General features: G+C 70.7%; 16 protein-coding genes. All 16 read right to left on the bottom strand.

What is annotated here, in order from left to right; translation table 11 throughout:
• Positions 1 to 20 precede the first annotated feature (20 nt).
• Positions 21 to 392 (bottom strand): hypothetical protein, encoded by a 372-nt coding sequence (locus POL72_RS23490; RefSeq protein ID WP_272097750.1) that lies wholly within the window; start codon positions 390 to 392, stop codon positions 21 to 23.
• A 1,309-nt stretch (positions 393 to 1,701) separates the two neighbouring features.
• A complete protein-coding gene (locus POL72_RS23485) occupies positions 1,702 to 3,201 on the bottom strand; it encodes a hypothetical protein (protein ID WP_272097749.1) in 1,500 nt (499 codons plus the stop codon).
• A gap of 104 nt (positions 3,202 to 3,305) precedes the next feature.
• Entirely contained in the window at positions 3,306 to 4,247 is a 942-nt protein-coding gene (locus tag POL72_RS23480) for a PEGA domain-containing protein (protein WP_272097748.1), read from the bottom strand.
• Positions 4,248 to 4,821: 574 nt separating this feature from the next.
• Positions 4,822 to 6,294 (bottom strand): hypothetical protein, encoded by a 1,473-nt coding sequence (locus POL72_RS23475; protein WP_272097747.1) that lies wholly within the window; start codon positions 6,292 to 6,294, stop codon positions 4,822 to 4,824.
• A 122-nt stretch (positions 6,295 to 6,416) separates the two neighbouring features.
• A complete protein-coding gene (locus tag POL72_RS23470) occupies positions 6,417 to 7,352 on the bottom strand; it encodes a PEGA domain-containing protein (protein WP_272097746.1) in 936 nt (311 codons plus the stop codon).
• A 578-nt stretch (positions 7,353 to 7,930) separates the two neighbouring features.
• On the bottom strand, positions 7,931 to 9,499 hold the full coding sequence (locus POL72_RS23465) for a hypothetical protein (RefSeq protein WP_272097745.1): 1,569 nt from the start codon (positions 9,497 to 9,499) through the stop codon (positions 7,931 to 7,933).
• A gap of 32 nt (positions 9,500 to 9,531) precedes the next feature.
• Positions 9,532 to 10,629 (bottom strand): PEGA domain-containing protein, encoded by a 1,098-nt coding sequence (locus POL72_RS23460; RefSeq protein WP_272097744.1) that lies wholly within the window; start codon positions 10,627 to 10,629, stop codon positions 9,532 to 9,534.
• Positions 10,630 to 10,643: 14 nt separating this feature from the next.
• Positions 10,644 to 11,819, bottom strand: a complete 1,176-nt coding sequence (locus POL72_RS23455; RefSeq protein ID WP_272097743.1) for a hypothetical protein — start codon at positions 11,817 to 11,819, stop codon at positions 10,644 to 10,646.
• 24 nt (positions 11,820 to 11,843) lie between these two features.
• Complete coding sequence (locus tag POL72_RS23450) at positions 11,844 to 14,603, bottom strand: serine/threonine-protein kinase (RefSeq protein WP_272097742.1); 2,760 nt, start codon at positions 14,601 to 14,603, stop codon at positions 11,844 to 11,846.
• Positions 14,604 to 14,840: 237 nt separating this feature from the next.
• On the bottom strand, positions 14,841 to 15,593 hold the full coding sequence (locus tag POL72_RS23445; protein ID WP_272097741.1) for a PP2C family protein-serine/threonine phosphatase: 753 nt from the start codon (positions 15,591 to 15,593) through the stop codon (positions 14,841 to 14,843).
• 855 nt (positions 15,594 to 16,448) lie between these two features.
• A complete protein-coding gene (locus tag POL72_RS23440) occupies positions 16,449 to 16,574 on the bottom strand; it encodes a hypothetical protein (protein WP_272097740.1) in 126 nt (41 codons plus the stop codon).
• A gap of 108 nt (positions 16,575 to 16,682) precedes the next feature.
• Positions 16,683 to 18,284, bottom strand: a complete 1,602-nt coding sequence (locus POL72_RS23435) for a hypothetical protein (protein WP_272097739.1) — start codon at positions 18,282 to 18,284, stop codon at positions 16,683 to 16,685.
• Between the two features lie 28 nt (positions 18,285 to 18,312).
• The gene (locus tag POL72_RS23430) at positions 18,313 to 19,443 is read right to left on the bottom strand and encodes a PEGA domain-containing protein (RefSeq protein WP_272097738.1); all 1,131 of its coding nucleotides are present in this window, start codon (positions 19,441 to 19,443) and stop codon (positions 18,313 to 18,315) included.
• A gap of 14 nt (positions 19,444 to 19,457) precedes the next feature.
• Positions 19,458 to 19,835 carry a hypothetical protein gene (locus POL72_RS23425; RefSeq protein ID WP_272097737.1) on the bottom strand — a complete coding sequence of 126 codons (378 nt, stop codon included), beginning with the start codon at positions 19,833 to 19,835 and terminating at the stop codon, positions 19,458 to 19,460.
• Entirely contained in the window at positions 19,793 to 20,650 is an 858-nt protein-coding gene (locus POL72_RS23420; RefSeq protein WP_272097736.1) for a hypothetical protein, read from the bottom strand. Before POL72_RS23420 ends, POL72_RS23425 begins: the two co-directional genes overlap by 43 nt.
• 29 nt (positions 20,651 to 20,679) lie before the next feature.
• Positions 20,680 to 24,444, bottom strand: coding sequence for a serine/threonine protein kinase (locus POL72_RS23415; protein ID WP_272097735.1), 3,765 nt, complete (start codon positions 24,442 to 24,444; stop codon positions 20,680 to 20,682).
• Positions 24,445 to 24,532 lie beyond the last annotated feature (88 nt).

Raw genomic sequence — 24,532 nt, 5'->3', positions numbered from 1 at the left:
TGCAACCTCGTTTCGGCTCTTCACCATACGCACTGCACCGCAATCCCCCCGTAACCGATGCGCGCTTCGGGTAGAGCACGCACCTTGCCTGACGCCTTGGTCCCCGAACGCGGCCACAGCGCATAGGTCGCGGCTGCGATGGCCAGCACGCCCGATGCTGTATACGCCACGGTCGCTGCACGCCCGAATGTGTCGACGCGGAAGGCCGTTGTCCGAAGCTCAGAGCACGCCTGTTGGTATCTGCGCGGCACATCCGGGCAGCCACCGCCGGCGTTGAGGATTGCATTGGCTTGCGCGCGCCCATCCTCGCTCGCGTTGTTCGACGCCACCGTCATCCCGATCCCCACGCCGAGCCACACCGCGCTTGCGGCCCCCAGCGTGATCACCGGCACCCAGTTCCTCTTGTCCGGCAGCGGTCGCGGTTCCATCGGCACCGCCGGCGGCCCCGCCACGAGCCCAACGACCCCCGCACCCGTCGTGCTCCCACCCCCCTCCGTCGTCGCTCCCGCCGCCGTCGACTCCTCGCTCTTCGCCAGCGCCGCGTCGACCGTCTCTCCCATAGCCCCCCGCACCCGCTGCTCGCACCACGCAGTTCGCGCGGGGGTGCTGACAACGACAGCAATGAGCACGAGGATGCCCACCCCCGGTCGGTGCTCGGCGCTTCGCGCCTGCGCGCCGCCCGCCCCTCCCATGTCCCGCGCTACCCGCGGGACGGGAGTGGTCTCGTTTACAACGGCGGTTCGGGGTCCAGCGCAGCGGCGCGTCCATCCCCTCACGGGCACGCCTCGAAGCTCTCCCGCCGCGCAAAAGCGATCTGCTGCCGGGCTCCCTTCAGCGACCGTCGGATCGCATCCGCTCTCGCGGCCCGACGCAGAAGAAGTCAGCAGATCAACGGTCCCTCCGCCCGCGCCTTGAGCAGTCCACTCGGGGGTGGTGAAGTTGTCAGCGCCGGGAAGCCCACCGTGCCGCGTCTCCGCGACAAAAGAGTCCCTATCACCCCGGCGCGAGGTGCGTCCAATCATTTCTTGTTCTCTCCTTCAGCTCAGCTGCTCACAGACCGTAGCCCTCATCTTCGACCAATGGCATTGCCTTGAGCCCTAGACAATTGTCACTCGGAAGCACGTAATTCTCGGGGCCCCGGCGCTCACGATCGAGTGCATTCCTTTGAGAACTGCGGAATTGTCACGCAGAACCACTTTTCTCTCACCGCCCACAGCTCTCGTGCCCACCGAAGTTCCAGCACGCACCGCTCGTCCCCGGTTCGCCGGTGTTCCCGCCCGGCGTCGCGTTGCCGCCGTCGCCTGCAGCACCGGCGGAGCATCCGCTTGCCGCCACGCGGGTCACCCGCAGGACACACCTCTCCCCGTCGATCGCGTTCCATGCGATCGCCAACACCTTCTTCGCCGCACTTCGCGCCGGCGAGCGACGCCGTCGACGACGCCGCCCGCTACCTCATCGGTCGCTTACGGAGACGTCTGCTCCGTCGCCGCAGTGCCTTCCGCGCCCGCGTTCTCCGACACGTTGTTGCTTCCACCGGCTCTCCCCAGCGCCCGACGTGCCGGGCTATAGCGTCGTCGACCCTTCCCGCTTCTCCGCCTCGGCCTGGTATGCGATTGCGGACGATGGCCCACCGAGGCCACCTCCTCCTTCAATTGCATTCCGTTGAGCTCTACGAAATTGCCACGCAGCAACACCTTTTTCTCACTGCGCGCAGCTCTCGTTCGTCGCAAAGTTCCAGCAAATACCGCTCGCGCCCTGGGCACCGGTACTCTGCTCCGATCCACCAGGCCCAGCACTGCCTCCATCTCCGGCCGTGCCCGCCATGAACTCCTTCAGCTCCAGCGTGGCGCTCGCCGCTGCAGCGTAGGCAATGCCCACTGCGTGGCCCCCTCGGCCGCCGGCGCCAGGACCTCCAGCTCCGCCTCGGCCACCATCCCCGCCTTTGCATCCGGGGATTGCAGGCGCCGCAGGCGCCGTGCCGCCGGCAGCACCAGTTCCACCCGACCCGCCGAGTTGACCTGCCGCGCCATTCCCCCCCTTGCCCGCCTCGCCCACCGCAACGGTCACGTCCGTCAGCACCAGCTTCGTCCCCAGGCTCACGATCCCGATGCTCGATCCTCCGGCCTTTCCTCCGCTGCCCCCCTTCCCGCCACAGCCACCGGCTCCGCCACCCCCGCCGCTCGCGCCTGGACCGTTGATCGGGTCCGCTGAGGGTCCACAGAACCGCCCTGCTTTCGCGCCTCCGCCGCCTCCTCCCCCTTGACCTCGCGTCCCCGTCATGCCGCTTCGGCCGTCGCCACCTGCGATCCCCTCCAATGTAAGCTGCGTCGAGCCGTCCACTTCGCCGGATCTGCCGGGATCGCCGCTCTTACCGTTTGCACCGGCATTGCATTCATCGGCTGCATTCTGCCCCGTGCCTCCGATGCCTTTGTTGCTCGGGTTCGGCTCTGGCAACGGCGCACCGTCCGCACCCTTCTGCCCATTGCCCTCGTCGGTACCCGTAGTCCCGCCGAGTCCGCCAGCGCCACCGCGCGTCTCGCCGTCGCCACACGTCGTCACACCGGGATCACCACCATAGACGACGAATGGGCACGCATTGGACACGTCCGCCGGCGCGCTGGCTCCCCCTTGCGGCGCCTCCTCCGGCGTTTCGCCGTTCGCGCCGGCCATCCCATCGCCGGCCGTCACGTCCACCTGCGCAAGCTCCGCCTCGACGTCCGCCACTGCCACGCCGATCGACGATCCGCCCCGCTCCGTCGCGCTCGCCGCGCGGATCGCGAAGCTCCGCACCTTCGCCCCGCTCGCGGCCTCGGACACCGTGAGCGCGATCCGGTTCGCAGGCGCCTCGATTGCGCTCCGCGCCTCATTGCTCCACGTCCACTCCGCCTCGCAGTCGAAGCCCCCGATCACCTCGACGCCAGCCTCGATCGTCACGCTCTCCGCGAACGGCTCGCTCGCGCACGCCAGCACCCGCTTGCCGTTCGCTTTCGCTACTGCCTCCTCGAGAGACACGTACGGCCTCGCCTTCGTCCCATCTCCCCCCGGCTCCGCCGTCGCGCTCGCGAACACTGCGCACTCGTCCGTCACCGTGCTCGCGTCCTGCGTCGGATCAGCCTCGCATCCGGGGTTCGGCGGTCCGCCGCCACTGCCGGTCGGCAGGAAGTGCGCGCAGGTGAGCATCAGCTCACAATCCCCTGACACGTCGTTCCACACGACGTCACAACCGCTCGCAGCGAGGACAAGCACAACATTCGCTGCAACCCAGCGCCTTGCTTTCGTTTTCATCGCGTCCTCTTCCGAGCCCTTCACCATGCACCGAGCACGACAACGCCAGCGCCCGTCGGATGCGCTGTAGCCACCACGCGCGGCTGTCCCGCGGTTCTCGTCTCTCCACGGGGCCACAGCGCATAGGTCAACGCGGCGGCGGCCAGTACACCCGACGCAACGTACGCCGCGCCTGCCACATGCCCGAGCGTGTCCACGCGCTCTCCGGCGCTGCTCAGCTCCGCGCAATCGTCGACGAACGACGCCGACGGCTTCGTGCACTGCCCTCCGGCGTTCCTGATCGACTGCCTCTGCGCGTGAACGTCATCGAGCACATTGCTTCCTGCAACCGTCATCCCGATCCCCACGCCGAGCCCCACCGCGCTCGCCGCCCCAAGCGCGATCACCGGTACCCAGTTCTTCTTCGGCGGCGGCTCCACCGGCCCCGCCGGCGGCTGCCCCATCACCGGCGCACCGACCCCCACGCCCGCCGCGCCCATCCCGCCCTCCGTCTTCACGCCCGCCGCCTGCGCCTCGCTCTTCTCCGCCACCATCGCCAGCCCCACGTCCGCCGTCTCTCCCTTGGCGCTCTTCACCGTCTGGCTCACCGGCGCGTACCCCTCCAGCCTCGCCTCTACCCGGTGCTCACCTGGTTCGACGAACACCTCCCCTTCCAGCGGCGCCCGCCCCAGGGCCTTGCCGTCCACGAGCACTTCCGCCCCCGCCGCGCTGACCGTCACCCTCAGCGCCCCCACCTGCGCTCGCGACTCCGCCAGCCGCTGCTCCGCCGTCGGCTTCAGCTTCGCCACCGTCTTGACCAGCGGCCAGTTCCTCAGCGCGAACGATAGATGCTCCGCTGCTTCTCGGTACTTCTTCAGCTGGTACTTCGTGTTCCCGAGGTTGTACGCCACGTCGAACGTCGGGTTCAGCTCCCACGCCGACTGCAGCTCGGCCTCCGCCTCCACGTACTTCCTCGACGCCATCGCAGTCGACGTGCCGCGCTCTTCGCACCACCCCACACGCGCTGGCGCGCAGCACAGAACTACCGCAAGAAGATAGCTGCCCACCCCCGGCCCGTGCTCGGCCCTGCGGGCCTGCGCGCGGTCCGCCCCTCCCATGTCCCGCGCTGCGCGCGGGACGGGAGGGGTCTCGGCAGCTACCGTAATTCGAGTGCCAGCGCGACCACGCCTCCTCCCCACCGCCACGTCACCGTGCAGCTCTCCCGCCGCGCAAAAGCGACCTGCCGCCGGGCTGCCTTCAGCGACCGTCGGATCACATCCGGGTTCGCGGCCCGACGCAGAAGGAGTCAGCAGATCTACGGTTCTTCCGCCCGCGCCTCCGGCAGTCCACCCCAGGGTGGTGAAGTTGTCAGCGCCGGGCAGTCCACCGTGCCGCGTTTCCGCGACAAAAGAGTCCCTATCACCCCGGCGCGGGGTGCGCCCAATCATTTCCTGTCTCCTCTTTCAGCTCAGCTGATCACGGTTCAACGCGCTCGTCAGTCGTTCATCCGCATTACGTTCAGCTCAACGAAATTCTCATCCGACGCCACAGCTCACTTCACTGCCCGCAGCTCGCACTGCCCGTGAAGTCCCAGCAAGCCCCCGTTGTCCCCGGGTTGCCGGCGTTGCCATCCGGGCCCCCGATGCCACCCTCACCCGCTGTACCCGCCGTGAAGTCCTTCAGTTCCACCGGACTGCTCGGCGCCGCCGCATACGCGATACCGACTGCATGGCCGCCTCGACCGCCTCCGCCGGGACCGCCGGGACCGCCTCGACCGCCTTTGCCCCCATCGCAGCCGGGGACGGAGTCCACGTTCTCCGAGGCGGTACCTCCAGTCGCACCCATACCTCCATCAGCGCCGCGTCTTCCGCTGGCGCCCTGTCCACCCTTCCCCGCCTTGCCGACCGCGACCGTCACCTCCGTCAGCACCAGCTTCGTGCCCAGGCTCACGATCCCGATGCTTGACCCTCCCGCCTTCCCACCACCGCCGCCGTTGCCTCCGCAGCCGCCGGCTCCGCCTCCGCCTCCGCTGGCGCCGGGACCATCCAGCGGGTTCGCGACGGGCCCGCAGAACAGCCCTGCTTTCGCGCCTCCGCCGCCACCTCCCCCTTGACCTCGCGTCCCAATTCTGCCGTTGCCACCGTCGCCACCCGTGATGCCCGCCAGCGTCAGCGTCGTCGCACTGCCGGCCTCGCCGGAACCGCCAAGAGTTCCTGGTATGCCATCTTCACCGCGCCGGCAGTTGCCCGCGACGTCGGTCTGCCCGGGACCGCCTAGACCATACTTCTCTGGGTTCGGGTCTGGCAGCGGCACACCATCGGCACCCTTCTGCCCGTTGCCCTCGTCGGTACCCGTGGTCCCGCCGAGTCCACCGGCGCCGCCGCGCGTCTCGCCGTCCTGGCACATCGTCACGCCGGGCTCGCCGCCGAAGACGACCTCGCACGCATCCGACACCATCTCCGACGCGCTCGCCCCCGCCTGCGACGCCGCCGTCGGCGTCTCGCCGTTTGCGCCGGCCATCCCGTCGCCCGCGGTCACATCCACCTGCGCCAGTTCCGCCTCGACATCCGCCACCACCACGCCGATCGACGACCCGCCCAGCTCCGTCGCGCTCGCAGCGCGGATCGCGAAGCTCCGCACCTTCGCCCCGCTCGCGGCCTCCGACACTGTGAGCGCGATCTGGTTCGCAGGCGCCTCGATCGCGCTCCGCGCCTCAACGCTCCACGTCCACTCCGCCTCGCAGTCGAATCCCCCGATCACCTCGATCCCTGCCTCAATCTTCACGCTCTCGGCGAACGGCTCGCTCGTGCACGCGAGTACCCGCTTGCCGTCCGCCTTCGCGACCGCTTCCCCGAGCGACGCGTATGGCTTCGCCTTTGTCCCGTCTCCCCCCGCTTTTGCCGTCGCGCTCACGAACACCGCGCACTCGTCCGTCACCGTGCTCGCGTCCTGCGTCGGATCCGCCTCACACGCGGGGTTCGGCGGATTGCCGCCAGTACCTCCGGATGCGAAGTGATCGCACGTCAGCATCAGCTCGCAATCCTCATCCATATTGTCCCAGAACCCGCTGCACCCGCAAACTGCCGTGGCGAGTCCCAAGCCTGCTACGATCCAACACCTTCGGCCCATGGTCGTTGTTCCTTCGCTCGAGCTCACCACGCACCCAACACGTCGATTCCAACACTACCCGTCTGCACCCGGGGCAATGCGCGAACGCGCTCCGTCGTTGTCGCTTTCGGTCGAGACCATAGGACATATGTCACCGCAGCGATCGCCAGCGCTCCCGATGCGATGTAGGCCACTCGCGCAGCGTCGCCCAACGTCGCGCCTCGGGAGCCGATACTCTGAAGCTCTTGGCACGGCTTGACGAACGTAGCCGAGGGTGTCGCGCATTCTCCGCCGGCTCGAAGAATCACTTCGCCTTTGGAGCGTGCGTCATCGTGCGCGCTGTTCCTCGCCACCGTCATCCCGATCCCCACGCCGAGCCCCACCGCGCTCGCCGCGCCCAGCGCGATCACCGGCACCCAGTTCTTCTTCGGCGGCGGCTCCACCGGCCCCGCCGGCGGCTGCCCCATCACCGGCGCACCGGCCCCCACGCCCGCCGCGCCCATCCCGCCCTCCGTCTTCACGCCCGCCGCCCGCGCCTCGCTCTTCACCGGCACCAGCGCCAGCCCCACTTCCGCCGTCTCTCCCTTGGCGCTCTTCACCGTATGGCTCAGCGGCGCATACCCCTCGAGCCTCGCCTCTACCCGGTGCTCACCTGGCTCGACGAACACCTCGCCGTCCAGCGGCGCTCGGCCCACGGCCTTGCCGTCCACAAGCACTTCCGCACCCGCCGCGCTGACCGTCACCCTCAGCGCCCCCACCTGCGCTCGCGACTCCGCCAGCCGCTGTTCCGCCGTCGGCTTCAGCTTCGCCACCGTCTTGACCAGCGGCCAGTTCCTCAGCGCGAACGACAGATGCTCCGCTGCTTCTCGGTACTTCTTCAGCTGGTACTTCGTGTTCCCGAGGTTGTACGCCACATCGAACGTCGGGTTCAGCTCCCACGCCGACTCAAGCTCAGCCTCCGCGGAGTTCCTCGACGCCATCGCAGTCGATGAGCCGCGTTCCTCGCCCCATGCAGTGCGCGCTGGCATGCAGCAAAGAAGGACGGCCACAAGGATGCTGCCCACCCCCGGCCCGTGCTCGGCCCTACGGGCCTGCGCGCGGTCCGCCCCTCCCACGCCCCGCGCTGCGCGCGGGACGGGAGGGGTCTCGCCTGCAACGGCGGTTCGGGGTTCAGCGAGGCGGCGCGTCCATCCCCCGGCGGTCGCGCCTCGAAGCTCTCCCACCGCGCAAAAGCGATCTGCTGCCGGGCTCCCTTCAGCGACCGTCGGATAACATCCGCTCTCGCGGCCCGACGCAGAAGAAGTCAGCAGATCAACGGTCCCTCCGCCCGCGCATTGAGCAGTCCACTCGGAGGTGGTGAAGTTGTCAGCGCCGGGAAGCCCACCGTGCCGCGTCTCCGCGACAAAAGAGTCCCTATCACCCCGGCGCGGGGTGCGTCGAACCATTTCTTGTCTCCCCTTCAGCTCAGCTGCTCGCGGAGCAGCGCGCTCGTCCGTCGCTCCTCCGCATTGCGCTCAGCTATCAACAATTCTCACTCACCCTCACCGCGCTGCTCACGTCACTGGCCGCAGCTCACATTGCCGGTGAAGTCCCAACATTCTCCGCTCACGCCTGCCTCGCCGGCGTTTCCTCCCGGCGCCGTGCCTCCGCCGTCGCCCGCTGTGCCCACCATGAAGTTCGCCAGCGTTACCGCAGCACCCGGCGCCGCCGCGTAGGCGATGCCCACCGCGTGGCCGCCTCGGCCGCCGGCTCCGGGGCCGCCCATCCCTCCTTGACCGCCTCGACCGCCATCGCAGCCGGCCGAGCCGCCGAGGGACGATGGCGTTCCGCCCGTTGCGCCGCTGCCGCCGAGCGCTCCGCCTCGACCCCCGGCTCCGTTGCCCCCCTTGCCCGCCTTACCCACCGCGATGCTCACCTCTGTCAGCGCAAGCTTCGTCCCGAGGCTCACGATCCCGAGGCTCGACCCGCCAGCCTTGCCGCCTCCGCCCCCCTTCCCGCCGCAACCACCCGCGCCGCCTCCACCTCCGCTCGCGCCGGGGCCCTCGAAGGTGCCCGCGCCGACCTTGCAGAACAGCCCCGCTTTCGCTCCACCGCCTCCACCGCCCCCTTGACCTTTCTTCCCCGTTGTACCGTTCGCTCCGTCGCCTCCAGCGATACCGGACAGCGTCAGCAGCGTCGTGCCGCTGCCGGCAACACCGGAGTCGCCGGTAGTTCCAGGCGCACCGGGCTCTCCCTGTCGGCAATTGCCAACGGTCTGCCCTGCTCCACCAAGCCCGTACTCGTCCGGGTTCGGTTCCGGCAGCGGCGCGCCATCCGTTCCCTTCTGCCCGTTGCCCTCCTCGGTCTCGGTAATCCCACCGAGCCCACCGACGCCACCGTGCGTCTCGCCGTCGTCGCACGTCGTAATGCCGGGCTTGCCACCCTGAACACCAACGGGTAGGTCGCATGCATTCGAAGCAGTCATTTCCGGTGCGCTCGCCCCCGCCTGCGGCGCCTCCGCCGGCGTCGCGCCGTCCTCCCCATCCATCCCATCGCCCGCGGTCACCTCCACCTGCGCCAGTTCCGCTTCGATGTCCGCCACCGCCACGCCGATCGACGACCCGCCGGCCACCGTCGCGCTTGCCACCCGAACCGCGAAGCTCCGTACCTTCACACCGCTCGCGGCTTCTGACAGTGTCAGCGCTACGTCATCCGCTGGCCCCTCGATCGTGCTCCGCGCATCTTGGCTCCACGCCCATCCCGCGCCGCAGTCGAAGCCGCCGATCACCTCGACCCCAGCCTCGATCGTCACGCTCTCGGGGAACGTTCCGCTCGCGCACGCCAGCACCCGCTTGCCCTTCGCGTTCGCCACCGCCTCCCCGAGCGACACATACGGCCTCGCCTTCGTCCCATCTCCTCCGGCTTCTGCCGTCGCGCTCGCGAACACCGCGCACTCGTCCGTCACCGTGCTCGCGTCCTGCGTCGGATCAGCCTCGCATCCGGGGTTCGGCACACTGCCGCCTGTGCCTGACGGATAGAAATGCTCACACGTGACCAGGAGTTCGCAGTCGTCCGCGAGGTGGCTCCAGAAGCTATCGCAACCCGCTGCCGCCAAGACGAACGTCAACCCGCCGAGCGCTTTGCGCATGTTCCGCACGTGCTTTGCCTTTCGGAAATCCATCACCAAGCCCCCATCACGGCCAGGCCCGCACCACTCGAGTGCACCACGGGCAGAGCAAGTACCGGCTCCGTGCGCTTCGACTTCGGCCAAAGCGCATAAGTCACCGCGCCGATCGCGAGCACGCCCGAAGCGATATATGCGACCCGTGCAACGTTCCCCAATGTGTCGGCACGCGATGCATCGCTCCGCACCTTTTCGCATGGCCCGACCCACGACGCTTCAGGCCTCACGCACTGCGCACCGGCCTCAATGATCGCAGTGCTCTGCGTGTGGGCATCCCCGCTCGCATTATTCGACGCCACCGTCATCCCGATCCCCACGCCGAGCCCCACCGCGCTCGCCGCCCCCAGCGCGATCACCGGCACCCAGTTCTTCTTCGGCGGCGGCTCCACCGGCCCCGCCGGCGGCTGCCCCATCACCGGCCCACCGGCCCCCACGCCCGCCGCGCCCATCCCGCCCTCCGTCTTCGCGCCCGCCGCCTGCGCCTCGCTCTTCTCCGGCACCAGCGCCATCCCCACGTCCGCCGTCTCTCCCTTGGCGCTCTTCACCGTCTGGCTCAGCGGCGCATACCCCTCCAGCCTCGCCTCTACCCGGTGCTCACCTGGCTCGACGAACACCTCGCCTTCCAGCGGTGCTCGGCCCACGGCCTTGCCGTCCACAAGCACTTCCGCCCCCGCCACGCTGACCGTCACCCTCAGCGCCCCCACCTGCGCTCGCGACTCCGCGAATCGCTGCTCCGCCGTCGGCTTCAGCTTCGCCACTGTCTTGACCAGCGGCCAGTTCCTCAGCGCGAACGACAGGTGCTCCGCTGCTTCTCGGTACTTCTTCAGCTGGTACTTCGTGTTCCCGAGGTTGTACGCCACGTCGAACGTCGGGTTCAGCTCCCACGCAGACTGCAGCTCGGCCTCCGCCTCCACGTACTTCTTGTCCGAGTAGAGACGGAGCCCTCGTCGGTAGGACTCATCGGCACGTGTCACCGCGTCGGCGTTGGCGGGCGCAGCCTGCGGCGTGGCGGTCTGCGCGGCAGCGATCTCAGGGACGGCGATCAGCGTCGCGGCACTGAACAACACAGCAAGGGATCGGCAGTTCATCATCATGGCTCCACGCTGGTTCACTCCATCACGTCATCGGCGAGCGGCTTGTCGGTAGGCGCAGGCGCGACGGGCGTCTGCGGAACGTGCGGCGCCGCACGCGTCGGCCGCGCGGGCACGGGCGACACCGGCCCTGGTGGCGGTGGCGGCGCTGGCGGTTGGCTCGCGGACGCGGTGTCATCGAGGCTTGGCTCGACCGCCTCCGGCGGTGCCGGCGCCACCGGCGGCAACAGCTCCGAGGCCTCCGGCGGCGCCTGCGTGCTCTGCGCTGGCGCCCCGCTTGGCGGCAGCGCCGGATCCTGCTCTTTCGGCGGCGTCTCTCGCCGCAGGAGCATCGCCAGCACGAACGGCATGCTCACCGCGAGCACGGCGAGCACCACCATGAGCCACGTCGGCATCCAGGGTCGGCGCCGCCCCTCCGCCTGCGCTCCAGCCGGCGGCTTCGGCGTCACCACCGGCGGCGGCGTCACCGGCAGCAACGACGACGGCAGCAGCGCCTTGTCGATCGGCGGCAGCGCCCGGTCCGCCCACTGGCTCTGCGCCATCGCTCCCGGCTGCACCGGCGCGCCCTGCTGCACCGGCGCGTGCTGCGGAGCCGCCGCGCCCCCGTATAACGGCACACGCTGCGTCACCTGCGCCCCCTGCTGCACCGGCGCACGCTGCGCTGCCATCGCGCCCTGATGCGGCACCGCTGCTCCGGGCAGCGCCGCCGCCCCGTGCTGCTGCGCGACTGCCCCGTGCTGCTGCGCGACTGCCCCGTGCTGCTGCGCGACCGCCCCGTGTTGCTGCGCGACTGCCCCGTGCTGCTGCGCGACCACCCCGTGCGGCGCTGCCTGCTGCGGCGCCTTCGCCGGAAACGGCGGTGGTACCGCGTGCACCGGCAGCGGAGTCCGCCCCGCTTGCGTCGGCAGCGGTGGCGGCGTCGCTTGTGCCGGATACGGCGGCGGCGCCGCTTGCACCGGAAGCGGCGGAGGTCCCGTTCGCTCCTTGGGCAGCGCCGGCACCACCGGGAACTGGAACAGCGGCTGCCCCGTCGGCTTCTGCTGCTGCATCTCCGACAGCGCCCGGTCCAGCTCCGGGTTGTTCAGCGCCTGCTGCAGCTTCCGCTCCGCCACCTCAGGATCCGCCTCGCGCCGGATGCTCTCCAGATCCGGCAGGTACTGCCGGATGTCGTCGCTGTCCTTGTTGCTGCCCATCTCGAAGACCTCTCTCCTCAGCGACTAGAACGGCCTGCACCCCACCGCAGGGCACGGCTTGGCTGGCGTCGTGCCCCCTGCTTGCGCTGGCGCTGCCGCCTTGGCCGGCGCCGCCTTCTTCCGCTCCTCGATCACCCGCAAAAACGACGGCTTCTGCCGCTTCGGCATCGGGTAGAAGTCCTCGTCGTCGTCCGTCGCGGCCGGCGCTGCCTTCACAGGCGCTGCCTTCGCCGCCGCCTGCTCTTTCACCGCCGCCTGCTCCTTCGCCGCCGCCTGCTCCTTCGCCGCCGCCGGCTGCTCCTTGGGAGCAGGCGCCTCGGAGGCCGCAGCCGCCCCTGCCTTCTCCGCTGCTCCGGCCTCCACCGCCGCCTCGGCCGTGGTCGCCGCCGCCGCGCTCGGCGTCGCCTCCGGCGCGGGCGTCGTGGGGCTCGCCTCGGGCGGCGGCGCTGGCGCGACCGCTGCGGTCGCTGCGCTTGCCGTCGCTGCGCTCGCCGTCGCGCTCTCGACCGGCGCCGCCGAGGCCGCCGGCTCTCCTGTCACCGGAGCCGGCGCCGTGCCGCGCGCGGAGCGGAGCGCCAGCACCACGCCCACGCCTCCCAGCGTGAGCCCCAGCGCCACCAGCGGCGCCAGCACGTAGGCCCGCGGCGCGCGCCGCCGCTGGGTGAGCAGCGCCGCCGGAGCCGCCGTCATCGGCGTCTCTTTCCGCAACGACTCCGCCGGTACGGCGCTCGGGGCCGTCACCGAGCTCGGCGCCACTGGCCGCGCAACGACCGGCAGCGGCGCTCCCGCTCGCGGCGACTCCATCGCCGAGAGCTGCGGAGTCACGTACGGCAGCTCCACCTCCTGCGGCGGCTGCGGTGCCGCTCGCTGCGCCTCTCGCCATGACGTGGCGTGCTGCGTCTCGATCGTCGGCAACGACGCCGACCCACCATGCCCCTGCGCCCCCGCATGCGACGCCGGCCCTCCGTGCGACTGCGGCAGCGGCCCTCCATACGACTGCGGCAGCGGCCCTCCATACGACTGCGGCAGCGGCCCTCCGTGCGACTGCGGCAGCGGCCCTCCGTGCGACTGCGGCAGCGGCCCTCCGTACGATTGCCGCAGCGGCAGCGGCCCACCATGCCCCTGCGCCCCCGCATGCGATGCCGGCCCTCCGTACGACTGCGGCAGCGATGCCGGCCCTACGTACGAGTGCTGCAGCGGCGGCGGCCCACCATGCCCCTGCGCTCCTGCATGCGATGCCGACCCTCCGTACGAGTGCGGCAACGGCGGCGGCCCCGCATACGCCTGCGCCCTCACCTCCGCCGGCAACGGCGGCGGTCCCGCATACGCCTGCGCCCTCACCTCCGCCGGCAACGGCGGCGGTCCCGCATACGCCTGCGCCCTCACCTCCGCCGGCAGCGGCGGCGGCCCCGCATACGCCTGCGCCCTCACCTCCGCCGGCGGCAACGGCCCTCCAACCCCCTGCGCCCCCGCCTGCGGCATCGCCGACGGCCCCGTCCGCTGCGCCATCCGCTCCGCCCACGTCCCGCCGAGCTTCGCGGTCGACTCCAGCGGCTTCAGCGCGGGCAGCGGCTCCGTATGCCCTACCCCCCGCCCCCGCGGCACGCGCGACGACGGCGCGAACGGCAGCGCGCTCGCCGGCGCCACGAACTGCTCCAGCGGCGCCGTCTCCCCGTGCACCACCCGCCGCGCCCGCTTCTCGCCCTCCGCGCTCCCTCGCTCCATCTCGCCCTCCTGCCGCGCCTCCTCCGTCTCCTCCTCGCCCGCCCGACCCGCTGCGCTCGTCTCGTCCTCCACCGGTGTGCTGTCCTCCAGCGCCACCCCCGCGAACGCCGCCTGCCGCTCCGCCTCCATCCGCTCCCGCGCCAGCCGCTGCGCCAGCACGTGGCCCGCCGGCACCGTGTCCCGCAAGAGCCCTCGCAGGTCCCGCGCCACGTCGTCGAACCTCGGATACCGCTCCTCGCGGTCGATCGCGATGCACCGCGCCACCACGGGCCACAGGAACTCGGGGCAATCCGGCACGATCTCGTGCACCGGCTCCGGCGCCGCGACCAGGTGCCCCGTCAGCGTCTCCTCCGCCGTCGCTGGCTCGCTGTCGTCCAGGAACAGGTGCTTCCCCGTCAGCACCTCGTAGAAGATCGCACCGAACGCGTAGATGTCCGTGCGCCCATCCGGCCTCGCACGCTCCACGCGCTCTGCCTTCCTCGACGACGTGTAAAGCATCTTCACCTGCTCCGGCGAGATGTACCTCACCGTCCCCACGTCCGGCAGATCATCGGTGTTCATCCCGCCGTCCGCGAACTTCGCTATCCCGAAGTCGAGCAGCCACACGTGCCCTTTCGCGTCCGCCTTCGTCCCCACCATGATGTTCTCGGGCTTCAGGTCACGGTGCCATATCCCCTTCGAGTGCACGAACGTCATCGCGTCCGCCACCTGCAGCATCACGTGCATCGCGCTCAGGAAGTCCAGCCGGTACGCCTTGTTGAGCAGCTTCCTCAGCGTCCTCCCCTCGAGGTAATCCATCACGATGTACGCCACGTGATCCGGCGACACACCCGCCTTCCTCATCCTCACGATGTTCGGGTGCTTCAGCTTCGGATAGAACTTGCACTCCTGCCGGAACCGCCTCGCGAAGTCCTCTCTCTTCAGGTGCCGTGGCAGCATGCACTTGATCGCCACGACGTCCTCCGAGTAGTCCTCCACCGCCCGGTACACCTCTCCCATCCCACCCGCGTCGATCACCTCCGTGATCCGGTAGTCCAGGAACACGTCCCCGGCCTTCAACGCCTCCCGCGCCATCACAGGACCCCCAGGACGAGCGAGATAATGAGAAGAACACGAAGAAAAAGGGAGAGCTGATGCCCTCCCCCGGTCGGTGCTCGGCGCTTCGCGCCTGCGCGCCGCCCGCCCCTCCCAAGTCCCGCGCTCCGCGCGGGACGGGAGGGGTCGCCCCGCCATAGCCTCACCGCCCTCCAGGACTTATGCACCGCTCCTCCTAAGGAGTTCTAACCCTCAGATCCATCAGATATCGGCAACCCGCGCCAGGATGCACGTCACGTACTGGGGCTCGCCGTTCTCATGAGCGCAGTCCATCAGCAGGCTCGCCGCAAGGCGCAGCTCATCGTGCACCGCAAGGATGCCGCTGATGCGGTGCTCCGGCACGGCACCCCAGATATCCTTAGAGCATACGAGCAAGACATCACCTGGCTCGGTGCATTCAACCTGGATCTTCATCTCCATCGCCGCCTCGCAGCCGAGCGCGCGAGTCGCCGCGTGCGCGTGTTGGACTAGCGTCGCCAGCACATCCTGCGAGACGGAGCCCTCCGACACGTCGCCCTCGACCCCCACGAGGTCACGCGTTCGCGCCTCCAGCTTTCCCTCACGGAATAGGCAGATGCGCATATTGCCGGCGTAGGCGATGTACGCGGCCCCCGGCGCGAGCAGCACGCCCGCGAAGTTCACTTGCGCACCGCTCGGTCCCGGCTCCCGACGATCGCTCTCGAAGCGATTGCCGCTCGATCGACGCGGACTCGTCATGAGCCGCACCTCGTCCCGACATCGCGCCGCGATCATCTCACCAGCACGATCGTCGTCCACACCGTCTGCCTCGACAACGGCATGCACCATCTCGATCGCCGTGCGGGACACGGCGTCTGCATCACAGCCACCCGTAACCAGGAACAGCCCCAGACAGGGCAGCTCACCAGAGCGCTCCTCGTTGCTCGCACGACGCCTCGACACGGGGGCATCCGCTCCCGCCTCGATGGCGAGCATTGGACACACCATCGTCCACCTCGCACGCTCGTCGCACGGACGAGCCGACTCAGGGCGCACCACACCCGCGGTGCGCCGGTTTCTACTCTGTCGCCCAGCACACAGCGCCGCCGCCGTGCGCCCTCAGCGCGCCTGGGCCGTCAACGGTTGCTCGCTCGAACCGGCAGCTCGTGACGGGGCCTCTCCATCAAGCGCTCAAACGTCCTCGCGCTCGATCCGCGCCAGTCGCACCAGCTTCAGCAGCAGCCGTCTGCCATGGCGCCTGCTCCGCTTCATTCGCCCACCCGTCCTGGATGGGATCGTCCCATAGCTCACCCGCCGCTTCGGTCGGTTCCCCGACCGTGATGCAAGCTCCGCCATCACTGCTTCCCGAGCCGCTCTCTTCTCGATGCAGTGCTCGCAGGACTCCTCCGGATCCCACTCGACGCCCTCGAGACCGAGCCGCCGTACCCACATCCGCTCCCACTCCACCCTCGCGCTCAAGCTGGGGCGTCTTCCCAAGGGAGGGACATCGTTTCCGCTGGACTTCCGGCGCATCGACAGGACGCTCCTCGGGATCGCGCGTCGTGCATTCTGCCGATAACGGAAGCGCTCCCCAAGGGCTTTCTTCTGAAATCGATGCCGTTTCGCCCAGTTACGCTCAACCAAGCGGGATTGTCACAAAATCGTACGGTCGTTCTCACTTTCTCCGCCGCTTGTCGGTGGCAGCGGTCCAGCGGGCGCTGCTCGCCGCCGTAGATGTCGCCTGCGGGAGGCGCCTCGCCCCTCGATCGCGCATCGCGCGATCGCCAGCACCTCCTTCCACCGCGCTTCGCGGCGGCGCGGGCGACGCCATCGACGACGCCGCCCGCTACCTCACGAAAACTCCTGCTCCGCCGCCGTGCCTTCCTCGCCCGCGTTCTCCGCCACGTTGTTGCTTCCGCCAGGTCCCCCAGCGCCGGGCGTGCCCGGTTGCAGCATCGTCGGCCCTTCCTGCTTCACCGCCTCGCCTCGATGTGCGATCGCGAACGACGGCCCATCGAGGCATCCTCCTCCTTGAATTGAATTCCGTTGAGCTCTACGAAATTGCCACGCAGCAACACCTTTTTCTCACTGCCCGCAGCCCTCGTTTTCACCAAAGTTCCAGCACGCTCCGCTCACCCCGTTGACAGGTGGGTGCGGCTCCGCGCTTCCAGGACCAGCGCTGCCTCCGTCTCCGGCCACCCCCTCCGTGAAGTTCTTCAGTGCGACCGCTGCGCTCGGCGCCACCGCATACGCGATGCCCACGGCATGACCCCCTCGACCACCGGCGCCGGGACCACCGGCTCCGCCTCGGCCGCCATCCCCGCCTTTGCAGCCGGGGATTGAGGGCGGGGTCTCCGATGCTGAGCCACCAGCAGCGCCAGCGCCGCCGTTCGCCCCATTCAGTCCGCCGGCTCCGTTGCCCCCCTTGCCCGCCTTACCCAACGCGACGGTCACATCGGTCAGCACCAGCTTCGTCCCGAGGCTCAGGATCCCGATGCTCGAACCGCCCGCCTTCCCGCCTCCGCCGCCTTTACCGCCGCACCCGCCGGCTCCGCCCCCGCCGCCGCTCGCGCCGGGGCCCTCTATGGTGTTCGGGCCGGCCTTGCAGAACAGCCCTGCCTTCGCTCCGCCGCCAGCGCCTCCCCCTTGACCGCGCGTCCCAGTTCTGCCGTTGCCGCCGTCGCCACCCGCGATGCCCGCCAGTGTCAGCGTCGTCTCGCTACCGGGGGTTCCGGGGTCGCCAGTAGCTCCAGGCGCGCCGGGCTCTCCCTGCCGGCAATTGCCACCGGTCTGTCCGGCTCCTCCAATCCCGTACTCCTCTGGATTCGGGTCCGGCAGCGGCACACCATCCTCACCTGGCTGCCCGTTGCCGTCGCTCATGCCCGGAATCCCGCCGAGCCCACCGGCTCCGCCGCGCGTCTCGCCGTCCTCGCACGTCGTCACGCCGGGGTCGCCGCCTCGCACGGCTGCCGGCAGATCGCACGCCTTCGACGGCCGCGTCTCCTCCGTGTCCGGCGCGCTGGCTCCCGCCTGCGGCGCTTGCGTCGATGTCTCGCCGGTTGCACCGTCCATCGCATCGCCCGCCGTCACGTCCACCTGCGCCAGTTCCGCATCGACGTCCGCCACCGCCACGCCGATTGACGACCCGCCCGGCTCCGTCGCGCTCGCCGCACGAACCGCGAAGCTTTTCACCTTCGCCCCGCTTGCGCCTTCCGTCATCGTGAGCGCCACCGCGCCCGCGGGTCCCTCGATCGCGCTGCGGGCCTCAGCGCTCCACACCCACTCCTCCTCGCAGTCGAAGCCGCCGATCACCTCGACCTTGGCCCCGATCGTCACGCTCTCCGCGAACGCTCCGCTCGTGCACGCCAGCACTCGCTTGTTCCCCGCGTTCGCCACCGCCTCCACGAGCGACGCGTACGGCCTCGCCTTCGTCCCCTCTCCCCCCGCTTCCGCCGTCGCGCTCACGAACACCGCGCACTCATCCGTCACCGTGCTCGCGTTCTGCGTCGGATCAGCCTCGCATCCGGGGTTCGGCGGTCCGCCGCCCGCTGCTTGGAGCCAGTCGTGTTCCGGGCCCTTCAGCATGTAGTCAGGGTCGCTGGTCAGGCCGATCGACAGTGCGTCGCACCCGACGGCCGCAAGCACCGCGCAGAGGGTGCCAGCCGTGATGCCACTAAGTCTTCTCACGTTCGCATCCTTTCCTTCCCATCGCCGCTCACCACACGCCAACGACTCCCAAGCCTCGTTCTCCCTGCGCTACCCAAGCTGTCGGCAGCACACCCACCGCGTTGCTTGATGCAGATGAGCGAGGCCACAGCGCATAGACCAACGCACCTGCGGCCAGCGCACCGGACGCCGCATAGGCCACGACGGCTCCGGTACCGAACGTTTCAGCTCGCCCCGCTCTCTCGTCGAACATGCTGCACGCACTCGCAACATCGCTCGGCGCGTGAACGCACCCAGGCCCCTGCGACAGGATCGCAGCGCGCTGCGCATCCGCGTCGCTCCGCGCGTTACTGGACGCCACCGTCAGCCCGATCCCCACGCCGAGCCCCACCGCGCTCGCCGCGCCCAGCGCGATCACCGGCACCCAGTTCCTCTTCGGCGGCGGTAGCGGCTCTATCGGCGCCCCGGGTGGCTGCTGCGCCACAGGCGCACCGGCCCCCGCCCCCGCCGCGCTCGCGCCCCCCTCCGTCTTCACGCCCGCCAACGCCTGCGGTGCGGCCTTCACCGGGGTTATCGCCAGCTTCACCTCCGCCGTCCCTCCCTTCGCCACACCCACCGTCTGGCTCGCCGGCTCATAGTCCAGATGCCTCGCTTCCACCTGGTGCTCGCCGGCGTCGACAAACACCTCCCCTTCCAGCGGCGCCCGGCCCACGCTCTTGCCGTCCACCAGCACTTCCGCTCCCGCTACGGTGACCGACACCTTGAGCGCACCCACCTGCGCTCGCGACTCCGCGAGCCACTGCTCCGCTCTCGGCTTCAGCTTCGCCACCGCCTTCAGCAGCGGCCAGTTCCTCAGCGCGAACGAAAGGTACTGCGCTGCTTCACGGTGCTTCTGCAGCTTGTATTCCGTGTTCCCGAGGTTGTACGCCACGTCGAACGTCGGGTTCAGCTCCCAGGCCACGAGCAGCGCGGCCTCGGCTTCTTGGTACTTGCCCTCCAAATAGAGGGACTTCGCTTTGTCGACGAGCGCTTCGGCGCGCTTCGCCGCGTCGGCGGCGCTGGCAGGCGCCGTCCCTGGCGCGGCCGGCGGCGCGGCTGGCTGTGCGGCAGCGACGTCGGGGTCGGCGATCAAGGTCGCAACGGTCAGCACTACAGCTAGCGATCGGCTGGTCATCATCATGGCTCCACGCGGTCTCACTCCATCCATCCTTCGTCTTGTGGCCGCTCCGTGGGCGCAGGCGCGACGGGCGCCTGCGGAACGTGCGGCGCCGCATGCGTCGGCCGCGCGGGCACGGGCGACACTGGCCCTGGCGGCGGTGGCGGCGCTGGCGGTTGGCTCGCGGACGCGGTGTCATCGAGGCTTGGCTCGACCGCCTCCGGCGGTGCCGGCGCCACCGGCGGCAACAGCTCCGAGGCCTCCGGCGGCGCCTGCGTGCTCGGCGCTGGCGCCCCGCTCGGCAGCTGCGCCGGCTCCTGCTCTTTCGGCGGCGTCTCTCGCCGCAGGAGCGTCGCCAGCACGAACGGCATGCTCACCGCGAGCACGGCGAGCACCACCATGAGCCACGTCGGCATCCAGGTCGGCGCCGTCCCGCCGCCTGCGCTTCAGGCGGCGGCTTCGGCGTCACCACCGGCGGCGGCGTCACCGGCAGCAACGACGACGGCAGCAGCGCCTTGTCGATCGGCGGCAGCGCCCGGTCCGCCCACTGGCTCTGCGCCATCGCTCCCGGCTGCACCGGCGCGCCCTGCTGCACCGGCGCGTGCTGCGGAGCCGCCGCGCCCCCGTATAACGGCACACGCTGCGTCACCTGCTGCACCGGCGCACGCTGCGCTGCCATCGCGCCCTGATGCGGCGGCGCTGCTCCGGGCAGCGCCGCCGCCCCGTGCTGCTGCGCGACCGCCCCGTGCTGCTGCGCGACTGCCCCGTGCTGCTGCACGACCGCCCCGTGCTGCTGCGCGACCGCCCCGTGTTGCTGCACGACCGCCCCGTGCGGCGCTGCCTGCTGCGGCGCCTTCGCCGGAAACGGCGGCGGTACCGCGTGCACCGGCAGCGGAGTCCGCCCCGTTTGCGCCGGCAGCGGCGGCGGCGTCGCTTGTGCCGGATACGGCGGCGGCGTCGCTTGTGCCGGATACGGCGGCGGCGCCGCTTGCGCCGGATACGGCGGAGGCCCCGTTCGCTCCTTGGCCAGCGCAGGCACCACCGGGAACTGGAACAGCGGCTGCCCCGTCGGCTTCTGCTGCTGCATCTCCGACAGCGCCCGGTCCAGCTCCGGGTTGTTCAGCGCCTGCTGCAGCTTCCGCTCCGCAACCTCGGGATCCGCCTCGCGCCGGATGCTCTCGAGGTCCGGCAGGTACTGCCGGATGTCGTCGCTGTCCTTGTTGCTGCCCATCGAAGACCTCTCTCCTCAGCGACCACACACTAGAACGGCCTGCACCCCGCCGTGGCGCATGGCCCGGCCGGCTTCGCGCCCTGTTGCTTCGCAGGCGCCGCCTTCTTCCGCTCCTCGATCACCCGCAGAAACGACGGTTTCTGACGCTTCGGCATCGGGTAGAAGTCCTCGTCGTCCTCCGTCCCCGCCGCCGCCTTCACAGGCGCTGCCTTCGCCGGCTCTGCCTTCGCCGCCACCGCTTGCTCCTTCGCTGCCGCCGCTTGCTCCTTGGGAGCAGGCGCCTTGGCCTCCGCTGCCGCCCCCATCTTCTCCGCTGCTCCGGCATTCACCGCCGCCTCGGCCGTGCTCGCCGCCGCCGCGCTCGCCTCCGGCGCGGGCGCCGTCGCGCTCGCCTCGGACGGTGGCGCTGCCGCCGCCACGCTCTCGGCCGGCGCCGCTGCCGCTGCCGCCGTCGCGCTCTCCGCCGACGCCGCCGTTGCCGCCGGCTCTCCTGTCACCGGAGCCGGCGCCGTGTCGCGCGCCGAGCGCAGCCCCAGCACCGCCCCCACGCCTCCCAGCGTCAGCGCAAGCGCCACCACCGGCGCCAGCACGTACGCCCTCGGCGCTCGCCGCGGCTGCGTCAGCAGCGCCGCCACCGGCGTCATCGGCGTCTCTTTCCGCAACGACTCCGCCGGCCCCGCGCTCGGTGCCGTCACCGAGCTCGGCGCCACTGGCCGCCCCGCGATCGGTGGCGCCGTTCCCGGGCCCGACGCCTCCGTCGTCAGGAGCTGCGGCGTCACGTACGGAAGCTCCACCTCCTGCGGCGGCTGCGCTGCTGCTCGTCGTGCCTCCCTCAATGGCACGGCGTGCTGCGTCTCCATCACCGGCAACGGCGGCGGTCCACCGTACCCCTGCGCCTCCGCGTGCGACGCCGGCCCGCCGTACGACGGCGGCATCGGCGGAGGTCCCGCATACGCCTGCGGCATCGGCGGCGGTCCCGCATACGCCTGCGGCATCGGCGGCGGTCCCGCATACGCCTGCGGCATCGGCGGCGGTCCCGCATACGCCTGCGGCATCGGCGGCGGTCCCGCATACGCCTGCGGCATCGGCGGCGGTCCCGCATACGCCTGCGGCATCGGCGCCGGCCCACCGTACGACTGCGGCATCGGTACCGGCCCACCATACGCCTGCGGCATCGACACCGGCCCACCGTGCGACTGCGGCATCGGCGGCGGTCCCGCACAACTCCCCGCCCTCACCTCCGCCAGCGCCTGCGGCATCGCCGCCGCCCCCGCTCGCTGCGCCATCCGCTCCGCCCACGTCCCGCCGAGCTTCGCGGTCGACTCCAGCGGCTTCAGCGCGGGCAGCGGCTCCGTATGCCCCACCCCCCGCCCCCGCGGCACGCGCGACGACGGCGCGAACGGCAGCGCGCTCGCTGGCGCCACGAACTGCTCCAGCGGCGCCGTCTCCCCGTGCACCACCCGCCGCGCCCGCTTCTCGCCCTCCGCGCTCCCTCGCTCCATCTCACCCTCCTGCCGCGCCTCCTCCGTCTCCTCCTCGCCCGCCCGGCCCGCTGCGCTCGTCTCGTCCTCCACCGGCGTGCTGTCCTCCAGCGCCACCCCCGCGAACGCCGCCTGCCGCTCCGCCTCCATCCGCTCCCGCGCCAGCCGCTGCGCCAGCACGTGGCCCGCCGGCACCGTGTCCCGCAAGAGCCCCCGCAGGTCCCGCGCCACGTCGTCGAACCTCGGATACCGCTCCTCACGGTCGATCGCGATGCACCGCGCCACCACGGGCCACAGGAACTCGGGGCAATCCGGCACGATCTCGTGCACCGGCTCCGGCGCCGCGACCAGGTGCCCCGTCAGCGTCTCCTCCGCCGTCGCTGGCTCGCTGTCGTCCAGGAACAGGTGCTTCCCCGTCAGCACCTCGTAGAAGATCGCACCGAACGCGTAGATGTCCGTGCGCCCATCCGGCCTCGCACGCTCCACGCGCTCTGCCTTCCTCGACGACGTGTAAAGCATCTTCACCTGCTCCGGCGAGATGTACCTCACCGTCCCCACGTCCGGCAGATCATCGGTGTTCATCCCGCCGTCCGCGAACTTCGCTATCCCGAAGTCCAAGAGCCACACGTGCCCTTTCGCGTCCGCCTTCGTCCCGACCATGATGTTCTCGGGCTTCAGGTCACGGTGCCATATCCCCTTCGAGTGCACGAACGTCATCGCGTCCGCCACCTGCAGCATCACGTGCATCGCGCTCAGGAAGTCCAGCCGGTACGCCTTGTTGAGCAGCTTCCTCAGCGTCCTCCCCTCGAGGTAATCCATCACGATGTACGCCACGTGATCCGGCGACACACCCGCCTTCCTCATCCTCACGATGTTCGGGTGCTTCAGCTTCGGATAGAACTTGCACTCCTGCCGGAACCGCCTCGCGAAGTCCTCTCTCTTCAGGTGCCGGGGCAGCATGCACTTGATCGCCACGACGTCCTCCGAGTAGTCCTCCACCGCCCGGTACACCTCTCCCATCCCACCCGCGTCGATCACCTCCGTGATCCGGTAGTCCAGGAACACGTCCCCGGCCTTCAGCGCCTCCCGCGCCATCACCACACCCCCATCCCGCGCAGCACCAGCGCCGCGATCGCCGAGAACACCACCGTGCTCGCCAGCGTCAGCCCAGCGAACAGCCGCGCGTCCACCGGCGCCACCCCCCGCCTCCACCGCCACGCCCCCGCCGGCTCTCGCCCCGCTGCGCCCCTCCGGCCTCGCCTCGAACCACGCCCTGCTCTGCGGCCCCCACCCTGCCTCCGCCTCCGGCCCCCGCACCGCACCTCCCCACGCCCCGGCCGCGCCCGGCCCTCCCACCACCCCCAGCTCCGCCCCGATCCGCCCCAGCGCCGCCGCGAACGCCTCGGCGCTCTCGAACCGCTCCTCCGGCCGCTTCGCCAGCGCCTTCAGCACCGCCCGGTCCAGCGCCGCCGGGATCCGCTGCGCCGCGTACCGCGACGGCGGCGCCGGCGGCTCCACGACGTGCGCGCGCAGCAGCGCCAGCGCGTCCTCGACATGGGCGAACGGACCGTGCCCCACAACCAGCGTATACATCAGCAGCCCGACCGCATACACATCTGCCCGGGCGTCCACCGGCTGGCACTGCGCCTGCTCCGGCGAGGCCGTCCGCGGCGTCCCGACCAGCAGCCCGGCCTCGGTCGGATACGCCGGCGCGGGCAAGGACGGCGACGGCTCCGCCCCCGGCGCCGCCTCGGTGTCGGCGACCGCGCCGTCGAGCACCTTTGCGACGCCGAAGTCGAGCACCTTCGCGACCCGGGCGTCGCCCGGCGCCGCCCCCGGCGCGCACAGGAACACGTTGTCGAGCTTCACGTCGCGGTGGACAAGCCCCACCCGGTGCGCCGCCGCGAGCCCCGCCAGCACCTGCCGCACCAGATCGATCGCCTCGGCCACCGGCAGCGGACCGCGCCGCTCGAGCTCCTCCCCGAGCGTCGTCCCTCGGAGCCGCTCCATCACGAAGTACGGGCGCCCCGACGGCGTCTGTCCCAGATCGAGCACCGCCACCACGTGCGGCGACGACACCGCCGCCAGCGCCCGCGCCTCCACCTGCAGCCGGTCCGCGAAGCGCGGATCGTGCGCCAGCGCGCGGCGGACGAGCTTCACGACGACCCGCTTCCGCAGCGCGCGGTGCTCCGCCTCGACGACCTCCCCCATGCCCCCACGCCCGAGCACCCGGACCGCCCGGTAGGGGGTCCCTTCCAGCGCATCCCCCACGGCGCCCGAGGGCCCTGATCTGTCCGACGTGCGGCGTGCCACCACCGGCGAGGTCTCCTGAGATGGAAATCACGAGCAGGGGGCCGGTTCAGACAAAGAAAATGCACGGGCGATGTCGATTCCTGAAAAA

Origin of the sequence: Sorangium aterium (assembly GCF_028368935.1) — a bacterium.
Taxonomy (GTDB): Bacteria; Myxococcota_A; Polyangia; order Polyangiales; family Polyangiaceae; genus Sorangium; species Sorangium atrum.
The sequence above is the reverse complement of the archived record's forward strand: the minus strand, read 5'-3'. Positions and strand labels throughout refer to the sequence as shown.